The 15,375-nt window shown below is 66.1% G+C and carries 17 protein-coding genes; 10 read left to right on the top strand and 7 right to left on the bottom strand.

What is annotated here, in order from left to right:
• The first annotated feature begins 442 nt into the window (after positions 1-442).
• The 3 genes from ATO4_RS10505 to ATO4_RS10495 all read left to right on the top strand — a co-directional run bounded on the left by ATO4_RS10505 (position 443) and on the right by ATO4_RS10495 (position 4,342).
• Positions 443-931, top strand: coding sequence for a (2Fe-2S)-binding protein (locus ATO4_RS10505; protein ID WP_083591476.1), 489 nt, complete (start codon positions 443-445; stop codon positions 929-931).
• 115 nt (positions 932-1,046) lie between these two features.
• Complete coding sequence (locus ATO4_RS10500; RefSeq protein ID WP_083591475.1) at positions 1,047-3,398, top strand: xanthine dehydrogenase family protein molybdopterin-binding subunit; 2,352 nt, start codon at positions 1,047-1,049, stop codon at positions 3,396-3,398.
• Positions 3,399-3,535: 137 nt separating this feature from the next.
• Entirely contained in the window at positions 3,536-4,342 is an 807-nt protein-coding gene (locus tag ATO4_RS10495; protein ID WP_083591474.1) for a xanthine dehydrogenase family protein subunit M, read from the top strand.
• Between the two features lie 445 nt (positions 4,343-4,787).
• Here ATO4_RS10495 and ATO4_RS10490 read toward each other — a convergent pair whose 3' ends face one another.
• Entirely contained in the window at positions 4,788-5,234 is a 447-nt protein-coding gene (locus tag ATO4_RS10490) for a BA14K family protein (protein WP_083591473.1), read from the bottom strand.
• A 263-nt stretch (positions 5,235-5,497) separates the two neighbouring features.
• On the opposite strand from ATO4_RS10490, the gene ATO4_RS10485 reads away from it, so the two are divergent.
• A complete protein-coding gene (locus ATO4_RS10485) occupies positions 5,498-6,745 on the top strand; it encodes a putative DNA modification/repair radical SAM protein (protein WP_083591472.1) in 1,248 nt (415 codons plus the stop codon).
• Between the two features lie 5 nt (positions 6,746-6,750).
• Here the strand turns inward: ATO4_RS10485 and ATO4_RS10480 are convergent, their stop codons facing one another.
• Both ATO4_RS10480 and ATO4_RS10475 read right to left on the bottom strand, forming a co-directional pair.
• A complete protein-coding gene (locus tag ATO4_RS10480) occupies positions 6,751-7,062 on the bottom strand; it encodes a HigA family addiction module antitoxin (protein WP_083591501.1) in 312 nt (103 codons plus the stop codon).
• Between the two features lie 24 nt (positions 7,063-7,086).
• Entirely contained in the window at positions 7,087-7,374 is a 288-nt protein-coding gene (locus ATO4_RS10475) for a type II toxin-antitoxin system RelE/ParE family toxin (RefSeq protein ID WP_083591471.1), read from the bottom strand.
• A 14-nt stretch (positions 7,375-7,388) separates the two neighbouring features.
• Here ATO4_RS10475 and ATO4_RS10470 point away from each other — a divergent pair, with 14 nt between their 5' ends.
• Positions 7,389-8,003: a nucleoside deaminase gene (locus tag ATO4_RS10470; protein WP_245308677.1), complete on the top strand. Its 615-nt coding sequence runs from the start codon at positions 7,389-7,391 to the stop codon at positions 8,001-8,003.
• 15 nt (positions 8,004-8,018) lie between these two features.
• Here the strand turns inward: ATO4_RS10470 and ATO4_RS10465 are convergent, their stop codons facing one another.
• Together ATO4_RS10465 and ATO4_RS10460 are read right to left on the bottom strand one after the other, a co-directional pair.
• A complete protein-coding gene (locus ATO4_RS10465) occupies positions 8,019-8,411 on the bottom strand; it encodes a type II toxin-antitoxin system VapC family toxin (RefSeq protein ID WP_210191052.1) in 393 nt (130 codons plus the stop codon).
• Between the two features lie 27 nt (positions 8,412-8,438).
• Complete coding sequence (locus ATO4_RS10460; RefSeq protein ID WP_245308676.1) at positions 8,439-8,702, bottom strand: type II toxin-antitoxin system prevent-host-death family antitoxin; 264 nt, start codon at positions 8,700-8,702, stop codon at positions 8,439-8,441.
• 89 nt (positions 8,703-8,791) lie between these two features.
• Between ATO4_RS10460 and ATO4_RS10455 the strand changes: the two genes are divergently transcribed.
• A complete protein-coding gene (locus tag ATO4_RS10455) occupies positions 8,792-10,282 on the top strand; it encodes a UdgX family uracil-DNA binding protein (RefSeq protein WP_083591500.1) in 1,491 nt (496 codons plus the stop codon).
• 24 nt (positions 10,283-10,306) lie between these two features.
• Here the strand turns inward: ATO4_RS10455 and ATO4_RS10450 are convergent, their stop codons facing one another.
• The gene (locus tag ATO4_RS10450; protein ID WP_083591468.1) at positions 10,307-10,726 is read right to left on the bottom strand and encodes a type II toxin-antitoxin system VapC family toxin; all 420 of its coding nucleotides are present in this window, start codon (positions 10,724-10,726) and stop codon (positions 10,307-10,309) included.
• A gap of 6 nt (positions 10,727-10,732) precedes the next feature.
• Complete coding sequence (locus ATO4_RS10445) at positions 10,733-11,014, bottom strand: hypothetical protein (RefSeq protein ID WP_083591467.1); 282 nt, start codon at positions 11,012-11,014, stop codon at positions 10,733-10,735.
• Positions 11,015-11,228: 214 nt separating this feature from the next.
• Between ATO4_RS10445 and hisS the strand changes: the two genes are divergently transcribed.
• The 4 genes from hisS to ATO4_RS10425 all read left to right on the top strand — a co-directional run bounded on the left by hisS (position 11,229) and on the right by ATO4_RS10425 (position 15,367).
• Positions 11,229-12,869 (top strand): histidine--tRNA ligase, encoded by a 1,641-nt coding sequence (hisS, locus tag ATO4_RS10440; protein ID WP_083591466.1) that lies wholly within the window; start codon positions 11,229-11,231, stop codon positions 12,867-12,869.
• Positions 12,870-12,874: 5 nt separating this feature from the next.
• A complete protein-coding gene (locus ATO4_RS10435) occupies positions 12,875-14,011 on the top strand; it encodes an ATP phosphoribosyltransferase regulatory subunit (RefSeq protein ID WP_245308675.1) in 1,137 nt (378 codons plus the stop codon).
• A 46-nt stretch (positions 14,012-14,057) separates the two neighbouring features.
• Positions 14,058-14,750, top strand: coding sequence for an ATP phosphoribosyltransferase (gene hisG, locus ATO4_RS10430; protein WP_083591465.1), 693 nt, complete (start codon positions 14,058-14,060; stop codon positions 14,748-14,750).
• A 143-nt stretch (positions 14,751-14,893) separates the two neighbouring features.
• On the top strand, positions 14,894-15,367 hold the full coding sequence (locus tag ATO4_RS10425) for a hypothetical protein (protein ID WP_083591464.1): 474 nt from the start codon (positions 14,894-14,896) through the stop codon (positions 15,365-15,367).
• Positions 15,368-15,375: the final 8 nt, after the last annotated feature.

Here is a 15,375-nt window from a genome sequence, read left to right as displayed (position 1 = left end):
CCGGGCGCGAGGGCACCTTGATGGGTCGATTGAGCTGGGTCTGTGCCGATGCGACAACAGCTTCGTCGCAAAGCCGGACTTACTGTCGCAGTCTCGGTGCGTCGGCTCGACGCGGCTAGCCTGTTGCCGGCGCACATCATGCAGCCGAGCCGTCCGGCACAGGCTTGCTGACGCGCCCTGGCGACGAGGGCGCGTTCCGGCATGCATGCGGCGCCGAGAGCCGCCTGGCGCCCTCGCCGAACCTCGGCGTCGTCATGACGCTCCCACCATGATGGAATGATTCTGAAAAGCGCTTGAAGCCTCGCCCGCAAAGGGGCAATCTCCGGCCGAACGAACCCTGGGCTGCTTCGTGCATCGCGAGAAGGATCGCGCTCAGCCGGCCGTGGGGGGCGCGAAGGGTTTGAAGACCGGCCGTCGTGCCGGCGAGTTTGGGAGGAGTTTCATGACGGACGTCACCATCACCGTGAACGGGCGCGAGATGAAGGGATCGGTCGAAGACCGCACCCTCCTGGTGCAGTTCCTGCGCGAAAATCTCGGTCTGACCGGGACCCATGTCGGCTGCGACACGTCGCAGTGCGGCGCCTGCGTCGTCCATGTCGACGGCAGGGCGGTGAAGTCCTGCACCATGCTGGCTGTTCAGGCGTCCGGCTCCAGCGTCACGACGATCGAGGGTCTCGCCAACGGCCAGGAACTGCACCCCGTTCAGGCGGCCTTTCGCGAGCATCATGGCCTGCAGTGCGGCTACTGCACCCCCGGCATGATCATGACCGCGGTCGACATGATCGAGCGGCACGGCTCGTCCCTCGACGAGGAGACGGTGCGCGAGGAGCTCGACGGCAACATCTGCCGCTGCACCGGCTACCACAACATCGTCAAGGCGATCCTGGCTGCCGCGAGTGCTTCGCAGGCTCCGGCCATGGCAGCCGAGTGACGTGACGAGCTGCCGCGGCCCCGCTGCTGGGCGCCGCGGTCCTTGAACGGTTTCATCGGTCGCGGATGCGCCCTGGCGCATGGGAGCCGTGACCGAGCTTAGGGAGGGTTTGACTATGGGCGTTGAAGGTATCGGTGCGAAGGTTCTTCGCAAGGAGGACCGCCGCTTCATCACCGGGCGCGGCCGCTATGTCGACGACATGAGCGTGCCGGGCATGAAATACGCCGCCTTCGTGCGCTCGCCGCATGCGCATGCGACGATCACCGGCCTCGACACCAGCGCGGCAGAGGCCATGCCGGGCGTCGTCGGCGTCCTGAACGGCCGGCAGCTGCAGGGCGACGGCATCGGCAATCTGATCTGCGGCTGGGCGGTGTCCTCGAAGGATGGCACGCCGATGAAGATGGGCGCCTGGCCGGCGCTCGCCAGCGAGACCGTCCGCCATGTCGGGCAGGCGGTCGCGATCGTCGTCGCCGACACGCAGGCCCAGGCCCGCGACGCCGCCGAGGCGGTGGTGGTCGATTATGACGAGCTTCCCGTCGTCACCAGGGCCGTCGACGCCCTGAAGGACGGCGCGCCGCAGCTTCATCCCGAGGCGCCCGGCAATCTGATCTTCGACTGGGAGATCGGCGACAAGGCGGCGACGGACGAGGCCTTTTCGAGGGCCGCCCACGTCACCAAGCTGCACATCCACAACAACCGCCTCGTGCCCAATCCGATGGAGCCGCGCGCCGCGCTCGGGCTCTACGATCCGGCCGAGGATCACTACACCTGCTGGACGACGTCGCAGAACCCGCATGTCGCCCGCCTGGTGATGAGCGCTTTCTACAACGTCGCGCCCGAGCACAAGCTACGGGTCATCGCGCCGGATGTCGGCGGCGGCTTCGGCTCGAAGATCTACATCTATCCCGAAGAGATCGTCTGCCTCTGGGCCTCCAAGCGCACCGGGGTTCCGGTCAAGTGGACCTCCGACCGCACCGAGGCCTTCCTCACCGACGCCCATGGCCGCGACCACGAGACCGAGGTCGAGATGGCGCTCGATGCCGACAACAAGATCCTCGCTTTGAAGGTCGAAACGGTCGCCAATCTCGGCGCCTACATGTCGCTGTTCTCGTCGGCGACGCCGACCTATCTCTATGCGACGCTGCTCTCCGGCCAGTACGACATCCCGGCGATCCACGCCAACGTCAAGGCGGTCTACACCAACACCGTTCCCGTCGACGCCTATCGCGGCGCCGGGCGGCCGGAGGCGACATACGTCGTCGAGCGGACGATGGAGACGGCGGCACGCGAGCTCGGCATCTCGCCGGCGGACTTGCGCCGCATGAACTTCATCCGCTCCTTCCCGCACCAGACGCCGGTCATCATGGCCTATGACGCCGGCGACTTCGACGCCACGCTGAACGCCGGCATGGAAGCCGCCGACGTCGCCGGCTTCGAGGCGCGGCGCGAGGAGGCGAGAAGCCGCGGCAAGCTGCGCGGCCTCGGCATGAGCTGCTACATCGAGGCCTGCGGCATCGCGCCCTCGAAGGCCGTCGGTTCCCTCGGCGCAGGCGTCGGCCTGTGGGAATCGGCCGAAGTCAGGGTCAATCCGGTCGGCACGATCGAGATCCTCACCGGTTCGCACAGCCACGGCCAGGGGCACGAGACGACCTTCGCCCAGCTCGTCGCCGAGCGTTTCGGCCTGCCGGTCGACAACGTCCAGGTCATCCATGGCGACACCGACAAGGTGCAGTTCGGCATGGGCACCTATGGCTCGCGCTCCGGCGCCGTCGGCATGTCGGCGATCCACAAGGCTCTGGACAAGGTGGAAGCCAAGGCCAAGAAGATCGCCGCCCATGTGCTGGAGGCGGACGAGGGCGACATCGTCATCGAGAATGGCGAGGTGAAGGTCGCCGGGACCGACAAGAAGCTCGGCTGGCACGAGGTTTGCCTCGGCGCCTATACCGGGCACAACCTGCCCGACGGCATGGAGCCGGGTCTGAAGGAGGGGGCGTTCTACGACCCGACCAACTTCACCTTCCCGGCCGGATGCTACATATGCGAGGTGGAGGTCGATCCCGAGACCGGCACGACCGAGATCATCCAGTTCGTCGCGGCCGACGACTTCGGCCGGGTGATCAACCCGATGATCGTCGAGGGCCAGGTGCATGGCGGTTTGGCCCAGGGCATCGGCCAGGCGCTGCTCGAGGGCACCCATTACGACGAGAGCGGCCAGCTGACGACGGCCTCCTACATGGACTACGCGATGCCGCGGGCCTGGGACCTGCCGAATTTCAAGGTCTCCACCACCGAGACCCTCTGCCCGGGCAATCCGCTCGGCATGAAGGGCTGCGGCGAGGCCGGCGCCATCGGCTCGCCGCCGGCGGTGATCAACGCCATCACCGACGCGATCGGCAACAACGAGCTGACCATGCCGGCGACCCCGGAGAAGGTCTGGAAGGCGCTGAACGCGGTCCGCCAGGCCTGACGATGACGATCGGCCGTGCCCTTCGGGGCGCGGCCGGCGCGGCCGGTCGTCCGGCCCGCCAGATTCGAAGATTGCGCCGCGCGGCTGGCGAAGCTGCCAGCCCGGCGCCCCGATGAGCCCCCAAGGAGGCACGACCGATGTACGAGACCAGCTACCACCGCCCGTCTTCGCTGGCAGAGGCGACGCAGCTCGCCGCGGAAAAGGGCGACGAGGCAAAATACCTGTCGGGCGGCATGACGCTGATCCCGACCATGAAGCAGCGGCTCGCGGCGCCCGAGGCGCTGATCGACCTTCGCCACGTGGCGGAACTGAAGGGCATCTCGGTGAACGGCCGGTCGATCCGCATCGGCGGCGGCATGACCCATGCCGAAGTCGCGACGAACCCGGAGATCAAGTCCGTATGCCCCGGCTTTGCCGCGCTCGCCGGGCTGATCGGCGATCCGGCCGTGCGCCACATGGGCACGGTCGGCGGCTCGGTCGCCAATTTCGACCCGGCGGCGGATTATCCGGCGGCGCTTCTCGCCCTCGGGGCAACGATCCATACCGACAAGCGCGACATGCCGGCCGACGAGTTCTTCCAGGGCCTGTTCGAGACGGCGCTGGACGAGGGCGAGATCGTCACCGCGGTCTCCTTCGAGGCGCCGGACCAGTGCGCCTATGAGAAGTTCCGCAACCCGGCTTCGCGTTACGCCATGTGCGGCGTCTTCGTCGCAAGGCGCGCCGACGGCGTGAAGGTCGGTGTCACCGGCGCCGGATCGAGCGGCGCCTTCCACTGGAGCGACGCCGAGAGCGCGCTGTCGGGCAACTTCTCGCCGGAAGCCGTGGACGGACTTGCGGCATCGGAAGGCGACATGATCGCCGACATCCACGGCTCGTCGGCCTATCGCGCCAATCTGGTCAAGGTCGTCACCAAGCGCGCCGTGAAGAAGGCGCTCGCCCACTGATCGAGGTTCGGGCGGCCGGCGGCCGCCAAGCCCTTCCAGACAAGACAACGCCGGCGGATCGTCCCGCCGGCGTTTCGATTCCAGGCTCATTGATTTCGGCGGCGACGCGCGTCCTGCGATGTCCGGTATCTCGCCTCGGACCGCGCACTTGATGTCGGCTCGGTTGCCCGCCGCGGCTTGGTTTCCGTCCGCTCGGTTGAGCCGATAGGGAGTCAGAAATTGCGGCGGAGACGGCCGCCATCATTTCCCCGGGACTTGTCCGATCGGGGGGCGTCGGAGCGGTAAGTGGAGGAGCGGTAGGGAGGGCAGGGCTCACGGCCGCTGAAAGGCGGCGCTCCATTCAGGGGAGCAAGGCGTCCTGCGATGCCCACCGACAACGCAAAAGCGCCGGCGGAAGGATCCGCCGGCGCTTCGGGTGTCTCATGTCGAACAGATCGGCGAGCGATCAGTACTTGCAGCGGTGGCGATGACCGTCATAGCCGAGGAAGGTGTCCGTGCGACGGTCATAGGAACGGTAGCGCGCCTCGCAGCGCGCCACATGCGATCCATAGCCGCGGCTCGGATAGACGCGCTGCACCGGGACCGGACGATCCCGGTCTGCCAATGCACCACCGACGATCGCGCCGATCGCCAGGCCTGCAATGCCGGCGCCGATCGCCGCTCCATTATTGTTGTGGCGGCGGCCATAATGGCGACCCCCGCGATAGTGACGGCCACCCCGATAGTGGCGCCCGCCGCGATAATGGCGCGGTCCGTTCCAGTTCCCGCGGTTCCAGTGCTGCCCGCCATTATGGCCCCGCCAGTGCGGTTCGGCGCTGGCACTGACGGTGCCAGTTCCGAGGGTGCCGATGGCCAGCAGCAAGGCCAGGGCCATCGAGATGATTTTCTGCATGAAGATGCTCCGGTCGTCGGGGGCGTTCGAAATGCCGAAGTCCGAGAACGAGATCGACGCCCTCGCACAGTCACGCCCCCGGATTGTCCCACTGCCTGATATAACGCCGCTTTCGCTGATTTGGTTCATACGGCCGATCAAAACTGATTGAGAGTCAAGATCTTGGTGTTTCCGGTCGGCGCGCGGTGGCAGGCGCCGCGACAAAAGGTAACGGTTGCAGGATCGCTCTGGCGCGAACGTTTCATGAACGCTATGTCCGTCTCATGCCGACGCTCGATCTCCGCACCAAGCTCGCCGTTCTGTCCGATGCGGCGAAGTACGACGCCTCCTGCGCTTCCAGCGGGGCGGCGGGGCGCAACTCCGTCAAGTCGAAGGGCATCGGTTCGACCGAGGGTTCCGGCATCTGCCACGCCTATGCGCCGGACGGCCGCTGCATCTCCCTCCTGAAGATCCTGCTCACCAACTTCTGCATCTACGACTGCGTCTACTGCATCAACCGCTCGTCCTCGAACGTCCAGCGGGCGCGGTTCAGCGTCGACGAGGTGGTCGCGCTGACGATGAACTTCTATCGCCGGAACTACATCGAGGGTCTGTTCCTCTCCTCGGGCATCATCAGGAACTCCGACTACACGATGGAGGAGATGGTCCGCGTCGCAAGGAAGCTGCGCCTCGAGGAGAACTTCTCCGGCTACATCCACCTGAAAACGATCCCCGACGCCTCGCCGGCGCTCCTGGAGGAGGCCGGTCTCTTCGCCGACCGCCTGTCGGTGAACATCGAGATGCCGACCGATGCGACGCTCTCGGCCCTGGCGCCGGAAAAGGACGCGCGCGACATCCGCCGCTCCATGGGGCACCTGCGGGCGAAGATCGAGGAGCACAAGGGCGAGAAGCGGGACCGGACGAAGCCGCAGCGGTTCTCGGCGGGCGGCCAGTCGACGCAGATGATCGTCGGGGCGGACGCCTCCACCGACGACGACGTGCTGATCCGCTCGGAAAACCTCTATGGCAACTATCGCCTCAGCCGCGTCTACTATTCCGCCTTCTCGCCGATTCCGGATTCGTCGAGCCGACTGCCGCTGTTAAAGCCGCCGATGATGCGCGAGCACCGGCTCTATCAGGCCGACTGGCTGATGCGCTTCTACGGCTTCCAGCGCGCCGAGATCGTCTCGGGCGGGGAGGGCGGCATGCTCGATCTCGCCGTCGATCCGAAGCTCGCCTGGGCGCTGCGGAACCGCGAGAGCTTTCCCGTGGACGTCAACCGCGCCGACCGGGAGATGCTGCTGCGGGTGCCCGGCCTCGGCACCCGGGCGGTCAAGCGCATCCTCTCGACACGCCGGCACCGGACGCTCAGGCTCGACGACGTCGCCCGGCTCTGCCAGTCGATCGACAAGGTCCGGCCGTTCGTCATGGCGCTCGACTGGTCGCCGGGCGGGCTGACGGACCGGGAGAGGCTCAAGGAGAGCTTCCTGCCGAAGGCCAAGCGCGCGGCGAGCCAGCTGGAGCTGTTTTGACCATGTCAGGCGGCCTGATCGGGGTGGGTCAGGGGGGCGATCTTCGCGATGACATCGCCGAGCCGTTCGCCCGTGACATGAAGGTCATAGGCGTTCTGCAAGTTCAGCCAGAATTGCGGCGTGGTGTCGAAGACTCGTGCGAGCCGCAGGGCAGTGTCCGGCGTGACGCCGACCTCTTCGCGGATCAGCCGTTCGATCCGTGTCCTCGGCAAGTCGAGGCGCTTGGCCAATGCGCCGGCACTGATCGCGAGCGGAACGAGATATTCCTCCCGCAGATATTCGCCGGGATGAATCGGTCGTGCAAACCGCAGCGACATGGAGCCTACCTCCTGCATCCGGGTTCATCCGGAATGATAATCGACGATCTCGACATCTTCCACACCGGTTTGCGTCCAGCGGAAGCATATCCGCCACTGGTCGTTTATCCTGATGGAGTGCTGCCCCTGCCGATCGCCTTTCAAGGCCTCCAACCGGTTGCCCGGCGGCGACCGCAGATCCTTCAGATCGACGGCCAGGTCGACAGCACGAAGACGGCGCTCCGCCCGAGCGACGAGATCGGCAGGAAATCCCTTGGGCGCTTTGCCGGCCGCGATCTGCTCGACGAACTTGCCTCGCGTTGAAAGGATCATATGATCGTCTCGGCTTGTATCACATCATGATACACGATTCGATCGGCTCAGGAAGAGGTCATCGCTTCGAGGGTAGTTGCAACGACCAGAGATGCCGAACGACAGACGCGCGAGAGACCTGCGAAGCCGTTCCCCGGAGAACTGTCATGACTGAATCCGACGCCGCCGACATCACCCATCTTCGCCGCTGCGTCGAGCTTGCCCGCGAGGCCGTTGAGACCGGAAACCGGCCCTTCGGCTCGGTGCTCGTCTCCGGCGCGGGCGAGATTCTGAAGGAGGATCACAACCGCACCGGCTCCGGCGATCCGACGGCGCATCCTGAATTGGCGCTCGCCCGCTGGGCTGCGCTGAACCTGTCGAAGGCTGAGCGCGCCGCGGCGACGATTTACACCTCCGGCGAGCACTGCCCGATGTGCGCGGCGGCGCACGGATGGTGCGGTATCGGCCGCGCGGTCTTCGCCACCTCGACGCCGCAACTGATCGCGTGGCTCGAAGAGTTCGGCGCCCCGCCGCTGCCCTACAAGCCGGTGACGATGCGCGAATTGCTGCCGCATGTGGAGATCGTGGGACCGTTCGAGGCGTTTGCCGCCGAGATCAAGGCGATGCACGAGCGGGTTCATCGGCGCTGAGCGTCAGGTCGCGGCTCAGGCCCAGAGATTCAGGATGCGCAATCCGTCGATCGTATCGAAGTCGGCGACGTTTCTCGTGACCAGCGTCAGGCCGTGGACGAGCGCTGTCGCGGCGATGAGAGAATCGTTTCGCGGACGACGATCTGGAACGTGGAGGGTCGCACATCGGAGAGCCACCAGTTCCGTCACCGGCAGGATCTGAGAGTCGGCGAGCTCGGCGCGCCGCGATCGCAGCCATTGCCGAAGATCGGCGCCCTGTTGCCGGTCGCGCCGCTCCATGGAGATGACTCCGATCTCCAGTTCCATCAGCGTGATGACGGAAACATACGCCGTCTGGAGCGGCAGTGAGCCGATGGTTTGAGCGACGCGCTCATCGAGAGTCCAGGGCTTGCGTGCGGCCGAGATCATTGGTGTCGAGAAGATACACCGCGGCATTCAATCGAAATCGACTTCTCGCGGCAGGCTCTTGTCCCGCGGAGGATCGAAATCGAAATCCGCTTCCGGGCGCCTATCGGCAAAAAAGTCCAGTACCGATCCGCGATTGCTCCGAAGTCTCTCATACTCCGCGTAACTCATGAGGACATGCGTCGGCCGGCCCCGATCGGTCACGACGACGGGATTGACCTCGGCAACTCGCTTGGCGGTCGAGAGCTTCTGATTGAACATCCGCGCGTTCATCTTATGTTCGTGAAAGTTCACGGGCTCGCTCCGCCCTAGTCTCAGGCGGCTAGTTGTTACTACGTTTGGCGAATGACGGCAATTGGTTCGCGGTTGAGGTGTTCGGCAAAATGTTCAACGTTCCACTCGCCTTTCCCGCCGATTTCGACGGCTGGCGGAATGCCGCGCGCCGAGCGCTGACGCTGGGTGTCGCTCCGGAAGACATCGGCTTCACCATCGGCGATGCAGCACCCGGGCTGTTTGCCGAGCCCTTGCCCGAGCCGCCGGCGGGCGCCTTGCAGCCGACGGTGCCGAAGGCCTTTCCGGAGCTTGCCCGCAAGCTCGTCTGCCATGCCGACGAGGACCGCTTCGTCTTCGCCTATCGCCTGCTCTGGCGGCTGCAGAGCGAGAAGCGGCTCTTGGAGATCGCCTCCGACCCGGACATCCTCCGCGCGGCGGAGATGGAAAAGGCGGTGCGCCGCGACAGCCACAAGATGAAGGCCTTCGTGCGGTTCCGCGAGATCGAGGACGGCGAACTCGGCCGCCATTCCATCGCCTGGTTCGAGCCCTTCCACCACACCGTCGAGCTCACCGCGCCGTTCTTCGCCCGGCGCTTCGCCGGCATGGTCTGGACGATCCTGACACCGGAGCGCAGCGCCCACTGGAACGGCGAGGAGCTCGCGTTTCTCCCGGGTGCGACCCGCGACATGGCGCCGGCGGACGACGACATGGAGGCGCTGTGGCTGACCTATTACGCCTCGATCTTCAACCCGGCGCGGCTGAAGGTGAAGGCGATGACGGCCGAAATGCCGAAGAAATACTGGGCCAACATGCCGGAGACCGCGCTGGTCAAGCCGCTGATCGCCGGCGCCGAGGCGGCGACGCGCCGCATGCTGGAAACCCAGCCGACGCTGCCGAGTTTGCATTCGCAAAAGCTCAGGGAGCGCCGCGCCATGGCTTTGCCACGCATGGAACAGACCCGCGAGGTCAGCCCCGGCCTCGGAACCGGAAAAGCGCCGGCGACGATCGCCGCGGCCCGCGAGCAGGCGGCCCATTGCACGGCCTGCCCGCTCTGGGAGCCTGCCACCCAGACGGTATTCGGCAAGGGGCCGGAGGATGCGCCGGTGATCTTCGTCGGCGAGCAGCCGGGGGACCAGGAGGACATCGCCGGCGAGCCCTTCGTCGGGCCGGCCGGCAAGGTGTTCGACCAGGCGCTGGCGGCGGCGGGCATCGACCGCTCCCAGGCCTATGTCACCAATGCGGTGAAGCACTTCAAGTTCGAGCCGCGCGGCAAGCGGCGCATCCATGCCAAGCCGAACATGAGCGAGATCAAGGTCTGCCGCTGGTGGCTCGACCAGGAGCGGGCGCTGATCGCCCCGAAGCTGATCGTGGCGCTGGGCGCGACGGCGGCCCAGGCCGTCCTCGGCAAGACCGTGACCATCAAGGCGACGCGCTCGAAGCTGATCGACCTCGACGAGAAGACGCAGCTGCTGGTGACGGTCCACCCGTCCTATATCCTGCGCCTGCCGGATCAGGCGGCAAAGGACCGGGAGACGAAGGCGTTCCAGGCGGACATGGCGCTGGTGCTGGAGACGGTGCCGGAACTGGCGGTGGGAGGGTGAGGGAGGCTTCGGGGGCGCTGGAGCTTAAGCCTTCCAAGGGTCGACAAGCGCGATCCCGCAATCCGTGAAGTCCTTGATGTTGCGTGTGGCCAGAACCAGATTTCGTGCGCGAACGATTGCCGCGATTTGACAGTCCGGCAAACTGGTTGGACGGCCCGAGCGACGGCGGGCTGCAGCGATCAAAGCGAATTGCTCGGCTGCCTCTCGGTCGAAAGGCACGGTGCCGCCACCTTTGGCCAATGTGATCGTGCTGTCGATTGCTTTGAGCAACGACGTCTTGCGCTTACCGTCAGGGAGTATCTCGGCACCGTATCGCAACTCAGCCTCGGTTACGGCTGTGATGCAAACGCTTGCTGGTTGCAAGCCGATGAACCAGTTCCGCACCGCCGGATGCGGCGCCACCTTGATGACTTCGGAAAGAACGTTGGTATCGAGGACGATCATTCAGCTTCAGTCGAACGTCGGCGGTTCGCGGATCATTTCCCGCGCGGGAAGCTCCAAGTCGACACCGCCGATGGGATCGATGTGTCTGCGAATGGCCTCGTAGAGGTTCCGCGGCGGAGAGGCATGCTCGCGTGCAGGTGGAATGCCGAGCTGATCTTCCGGCACTTCGAGCGCCCACTTCAACAGCAGCGACGCTTCCTCTTCGATGGAACGGTCGTGTTCCGTGGCCCGACGCCGAAGCCGAGCAGACAAATCGCCGTCGATATTGGTGATCGTGATGCTGGTCATCGCGCATCTCCTCGCAAGGTCGCCCCAATATAGTATCATGAGCGCCGCGCGTTCCAGCTCTTCGAAGCGCGCGCGAGCCCATCCTCCGCCTTGAGCCACCCGTTTCGATGGTCTAAGCCGCTCGCGAGACAAGTCATATGCGACGGAGCAGGTGTCGGTGCGCTTTTCGCGCATTGCATTAGATGGCCGGCGCGCAAACTTTGGTGAAACGGACATGGCTGCGAAAAAGCCGAAACGGGTGACGGCGCGGGTGCCGCGCGGCTTCGTCGATCGGGACGCCTCCGATCTGCGCGCACAGGACGAGATGCTGGCGAAGATCCGCCGGGTCTACGAGACCTACGGTTTCGAGCCGGTGGAGACGCCGGTGTTCGAATATACCGATGCGCTCGGCAAGTTCCTGCCCGATAGCGACCGGCCGAACGAGGGCGTGTTCTCGATCGAGGACGACGACGAGCAGTGGATGTCGCTCCGCTACGATCTCACCGCGCCGCTCGCCCGCTATGTGGCCGAGAACTACGAAACCCTGCCGAAGCCCTATCGCAGCTACCGGGCGGGCTATGTCTTCCGCAACGAGAAGCCGGGGCCGGGGCGGTTTCGCCAGTTCATGCAGTTCGATGCCGACATCGTCGGCGCGCCGAACGTCTCGGCCGACGCCGAGATGGCGATGATGATGGCCGACACGATGGAGGCGCTGGGCATCCCGCGCGGGCAATACGTCATCCGGGTGAACAACCGGAAGGTGCTCGACGGGGTGCTGGAGGCGATCGGCCTCGGTGGCGAGGAGAATGCCGGACGGCGGCTGACGGTGCTCCGGGCGATCGACAAGTTGGACAAGTTTGGGCCGGAGGGCGTCCGGCTGCTGCTCGGCGCGGGGCGCAAAGACGAGAGCGGCGATTTCACGCCGGGAGCGGGGCTGGATGAGGATTCCAGCTATCAATTATTCCGTTTCGTCATGAGCCAGCCGGGTGTGCGCCAAGAGGGCGATCCTCGAATCGGCGCGTCCCCAGGTGAACTGGTTGCGACAGCAAAATTCGGAGACGACAACGTTACTTTCGGCATGGGTAATCCGGCAACCCTCGACAACTTGGACAGGCTTTTTCTCGCATCCAAGCTTTATCACGAGGGAATGGCGGAACTTCGGACAATAAGCGATCTCTGTCAGAATGCGGGTTACGTTTTCGACCGCATGAAGATCGACCCATCAGTCGTCCGCGGCCTCGAATACTACACCGGCCCGGTCTTCGAAGCCGAACTCCTCTTCGACGTCACCAACGAAAAGGGCGAGGTCGTGCGCTTCGGCTCCGTCGGCGGCGGCGGGCGCTATGACGGGCTGGTGTCGCGCTTCATGAGCCAGCTGGTGCCGGCGACGGGCTTTTCCATCGGCGTCTCGCGATTGATGACGGCGCTGAAGAATCTCGGGCGGCTCGAGACGTCGGAGCGCACCGGCCCGGTGGTCGTCACCGTCATGGACCGCGACCGCATGGCCGACTACCAGGCGATGGCGACGACGCTGCGCAATGCGCTGAATACCGACGCGAATGGCAATCCGACCGCAGTCCCGGTGCCGGTCGAGGTGTTCCAGGGCAATCCCAAGCAGTTCGGCAAGCAGCTGCAATATGCCGATCGGCGCAATGCCCCTTGCGTGATCATCCAGGGTGGCGACGAAAAGGCCGCCGGCAAGGTGCAGGTGAAGGATCTGGCGCTCGGCAAGGAAGTGTCGGCGACGATCACCGACAATGCCGAATGGCGCGAGGCGCGGGCGGGGCAGGAGATGGTCGACTACGATCCGGCCAATCCGGAAGCGATGATCGCCGCCGTTCGCGACATCCTCGCCCGCCAGTCCGGCAAGGCTTGAACACCGTGCCGACCTCCGACGACGCCATGGGCGACGCGCTCGACCGGCTGTTCGCCACGCGCGGCGCGGCGCTGGCCGAGACCGCGATCATCCTGCCGGCCGAGCCCTATCTCGACACGGCCGGCGAAGCGCTGCGCCGGCGCATCTTCCTGACGCGAGGCGAGGGCGGCGAGAATCTGTGCCTCAGGCCGGATTTCACCATACCCGTCTGTATGCGCCACATCGCCGAGGGCGCGGACCTGCCCCGGCGCTATTCCTATCGCGGCCTGGTCTTTCGCCAGCGGGCGGACGGACCGGGAGAATTCGTGCAGGCCGGGATCGAAGATCTCGGCGAGGAGAACCGTGCGACCGCCGATGCCCGCGCCGTTGCCGACGCGCTGGCGAGCCTCGAAACCTGCGGCGTTTCGCCGGACCACCTCGACGTCATTCTCGGCGACCAGGGCCTGTTCGAGGCGGTGCTGCGGGCGCTGGGGCTGCCGGAAGGCTGGCAGCGGCGGCTGATCCGCACCTTCGGCCATGACGGCCAGCTGCGCGCCGCGCTGGAGAACCTGTCGCGGGCGCCCGAAAGTGCCCTGGGAGACGTCGCGCCGGACCTGCTCGACCTCGCCCGCGACCGCGAGGAGGGCGCGCTGACGCGCCTCATACGGATGCGTATGGAAGAGGCGGGGCTGCCGCTCCATTCCGGCCGTTCGCCAGGCGAGATCGCTGCGCGGCTGATCGAGAAGGTCGCCGTCGCCGAGGCGCGGCTCGGGGAGGGTCCCTTGCAGCTGCTGGAGACCTTCCTTGCCATCGACTGCCCGCTCGACGAGGCCGGCGACCGTCTTGCCGATCTGATGGGGACGGTCGGCCTCGATCTCGGCCGGGCGATGACGGCGTTCCAGACCCGCAATCTCGCGCTCCAGGCGGCGAATGTCGATCTCGCCCGCGTCACCTACCGCGCCGCCTTCGGCCGGCCGATCGACTACTATACCGGCCTCGTCTTCGAGGCGCGGGAGCGAGGCGCCGAGGATCCGCTCGTTGGCGGCGGGCGCTACGACCGTCTGATGACCATCCTCGGTGCCGACATGCCGATCCCGGCCGTCGGCTTCTCGCTCTGGCTCGACCGGATCGAGAGGGTATCGAATTCCGGAGTATCCGCATGAGCGTCGGAAAGAGCCTTTGCGATCTCCATCGATGGGAGGGCAGCCAATGACCATCACCCTCGCCATTCCCTCCAAGGGCCGGCTGATGGAGAAATCCGTGGCCGCGCTGAAGGATGCCGGAATTACCGTCACCGCCGGCGAGACCCGCTCCTACCGTACGCAGGTCGAAGGACTGGACGGGCTCGAGGTCCTGCTCCTGTCGGCCTCGGAGATCGCCCGCGAACTGCGCGACGGCGCGGTCGATTTCGGCATCACCGGCGAGGACCTGATCCGCGAGACGGTGGCCGATCCCGACCGGACGGTCGGCATCGTCGCCCGCCTCGGCTTCGGCCATGCCGACGTCGTCGTGGCGGTGCCGGAAGCCTGGGTCGACGTCGAGACCATGGATGATCTCGGCGACGTGGCCGGATCGTTCCGGGCGCGCCACGGGCGCCGCTTGCGGATCGCGACCAAGTACTGGCGGCTGACCCAGGGCTTCTTCAGCCGTATCCACGGCATCCAGAGCTATCGCATCGTCGAGAGCCTCGGCGCCACCGAGGGTGCGCCGGCGGCGGGCTCCGCCGACATCATCGTCGACATCACCTCGACCGGTTCGACGCTCGTCGCCAATCAGCTGAAGATCCTGTCGGACGGGGTGATCCTGAAGTCGGAGGCCTGTCTGGTTCGCTCCCATGCGCGTCGGCCCGAGGCGGGCGAGGGCGCCTTGCGCGACGCGCTCGCCGGCCGCTTCGCGCGCTGAGGCCGCGCCGGTCCCTCCCTGCGGGAAAGGTTTCGTAACAGGATGAAACCTGCCGAAACGCCTGCGGCAAGGCTTCCTTGACGATCATACCTCTAGCTGATGGTCGTCTTTTCAACGACCTTCCAGCCAGCGGAGACCGGCGCATGTCACTGACCATCGGATCGGGGAGCACGACCAGCACCGTGCTGTCCAGCGACAGCACGAGTGCCGGCAAAGACGACGTCGCCGCCATCAAGGAAAGGCTCGCCTCCGCCCAGAAGGCCGCGAGCGATGCCGAGGCCGCCGGCGACAGCGAGGAGGCGACGACGCAGCAGGCGCTGGTTTCGAGATACACGGCCGACCTGGCCAGGGCGCAGAAAGCTGCGGGGAGCAGCGGCACTTCCGCAGCCTCGGCGAGTTCCGGCGCAGCCGCGGCGGACCGGAGCGGCGAGAGCGAGGCGGGCAATCCCTACAGGCCCACGGCGCGCCTCGACGTCACGACGCTCGCCGCCGGCGACGAGGCGGAAGAGGCTTCAGCCGCGGCCGGGGCGCAAACCGGCGCGTCCGCCGAAGCCGAACGCGCCAAGAAGGAATACAAGGCGAACATGCCGCTCGCGACCGAGAACCCGGCGCCGTGAGGCAGGCG

The sequence above is a fragment of the Aurantimonas sp. 22II-16-19i genome, from assembly GCF_002088275.1.
Lineage (GTDB): Bacteria > Pseudomonadota > Alphaproteobacteria > Rhizobiales > Rhizobiaceae > Jiella.
This window is presented reverse-complemented; position numbering and strand designations above follow the sequence as displayed.

Bases quoted from the DNA above. Each gene is read 5' to 3' on its own strand.
- ATO4_RS10505 (WP_083591476.1), top strand. From the start codon at position 443: ATGACGGACGTCACCATCACCGTGAACGGGCGCGAGATGAAGGGATCG.
- ATO4_RS10425 (WP_083591464.1), top strand. From the start codon at position 14,894: ATGTCACTGACCATCGGATCGGGGAGCACGACCAGCACCGTGCTGTCC.
- ATO4_RS10485 (WP_083591472.1), top strand. From the start codon at position 5,498: ATGCCGACGCTCGATCTCCGCACCAAGCTCGCCGTTCTGTCCGATGCG.
- ATO4_RS10475 (WP_083591471.1), bottom strand. From the start codon at position 7,374: ATGATCCTTTCAACGCGAGGCAAGTTCGTCGAGCAGATCGCGGCCGGC.
- ATO4_RS10495 (WP_083591474.1), top strand. From the start codon at position 3,536: ATGTACGAGACCAGCTACCACCGCCCGTCTTCGCTGGCAGAGGCGACG.
- ATO4_RS10465 (WP_210191052.1), bottom strand. From the start codon at position 8,411: ATGATCTCGGCCGCACGCAAGCCCTGGACTCTCGATGAGCGCGTCGCT.
- hisS (WP_083591466.1), top strand. From the start codon at position 11,229: ATGGCTGCGAAAAAGCCGAAACGGGTGACGGCGCGGGTGCCGCGCGGC.
- ATO4_RS10455 (WP_083591500.1), top strand. From the start codon at position 8,792: ATGTTCAACGTTCCACTCGCCTTTCCCGCCGATTTCGACGGCTGGCGG.
- ATO4_RS10490 (WP_083591473.1), bottom strand. From the start codon at position 5,234: ATGCAGAAAATCATCTCGATGGCCCTGGCCTTGCTGCTGGCCATCGGC.
- ATO4_RS10500 (WP_083591475.1), top strand. From the start codon at position 1,047: ATGGGCGTTGAAGGTATCGGTGCGAAGGTTCTTCGCAAGGAGGACCGC.
- hisG (WP_083591465.1), top strand. From the start codon at position 14,058: ATGACCATCACCCTCGCCATTCCCTCCAAGGGCCGGCTGATGGAGAAA.
- ATO4_RS10450 (WP_083591468.1), bottom strand. From the start codon at position 10,726: ATGATCGTCCTCGATACCAACGTTCTTTCCGAAGTCATCAAGGTGGCG.
- ATO4_RS10445 (WP_083591467.1), bottom strand. From the start codon at position 11,014: ATGACCAGCATCACGATCACCAATATCGACGGCGATTTGTCTGCTCGG.
- ATO4_RS10480 (WP_083591501.1), bottom strand. From the start codon at position 7,062: ATGTCGCTGCGGTTTGCACGACCGATTCATCCCGGCGAATATCTGCGG.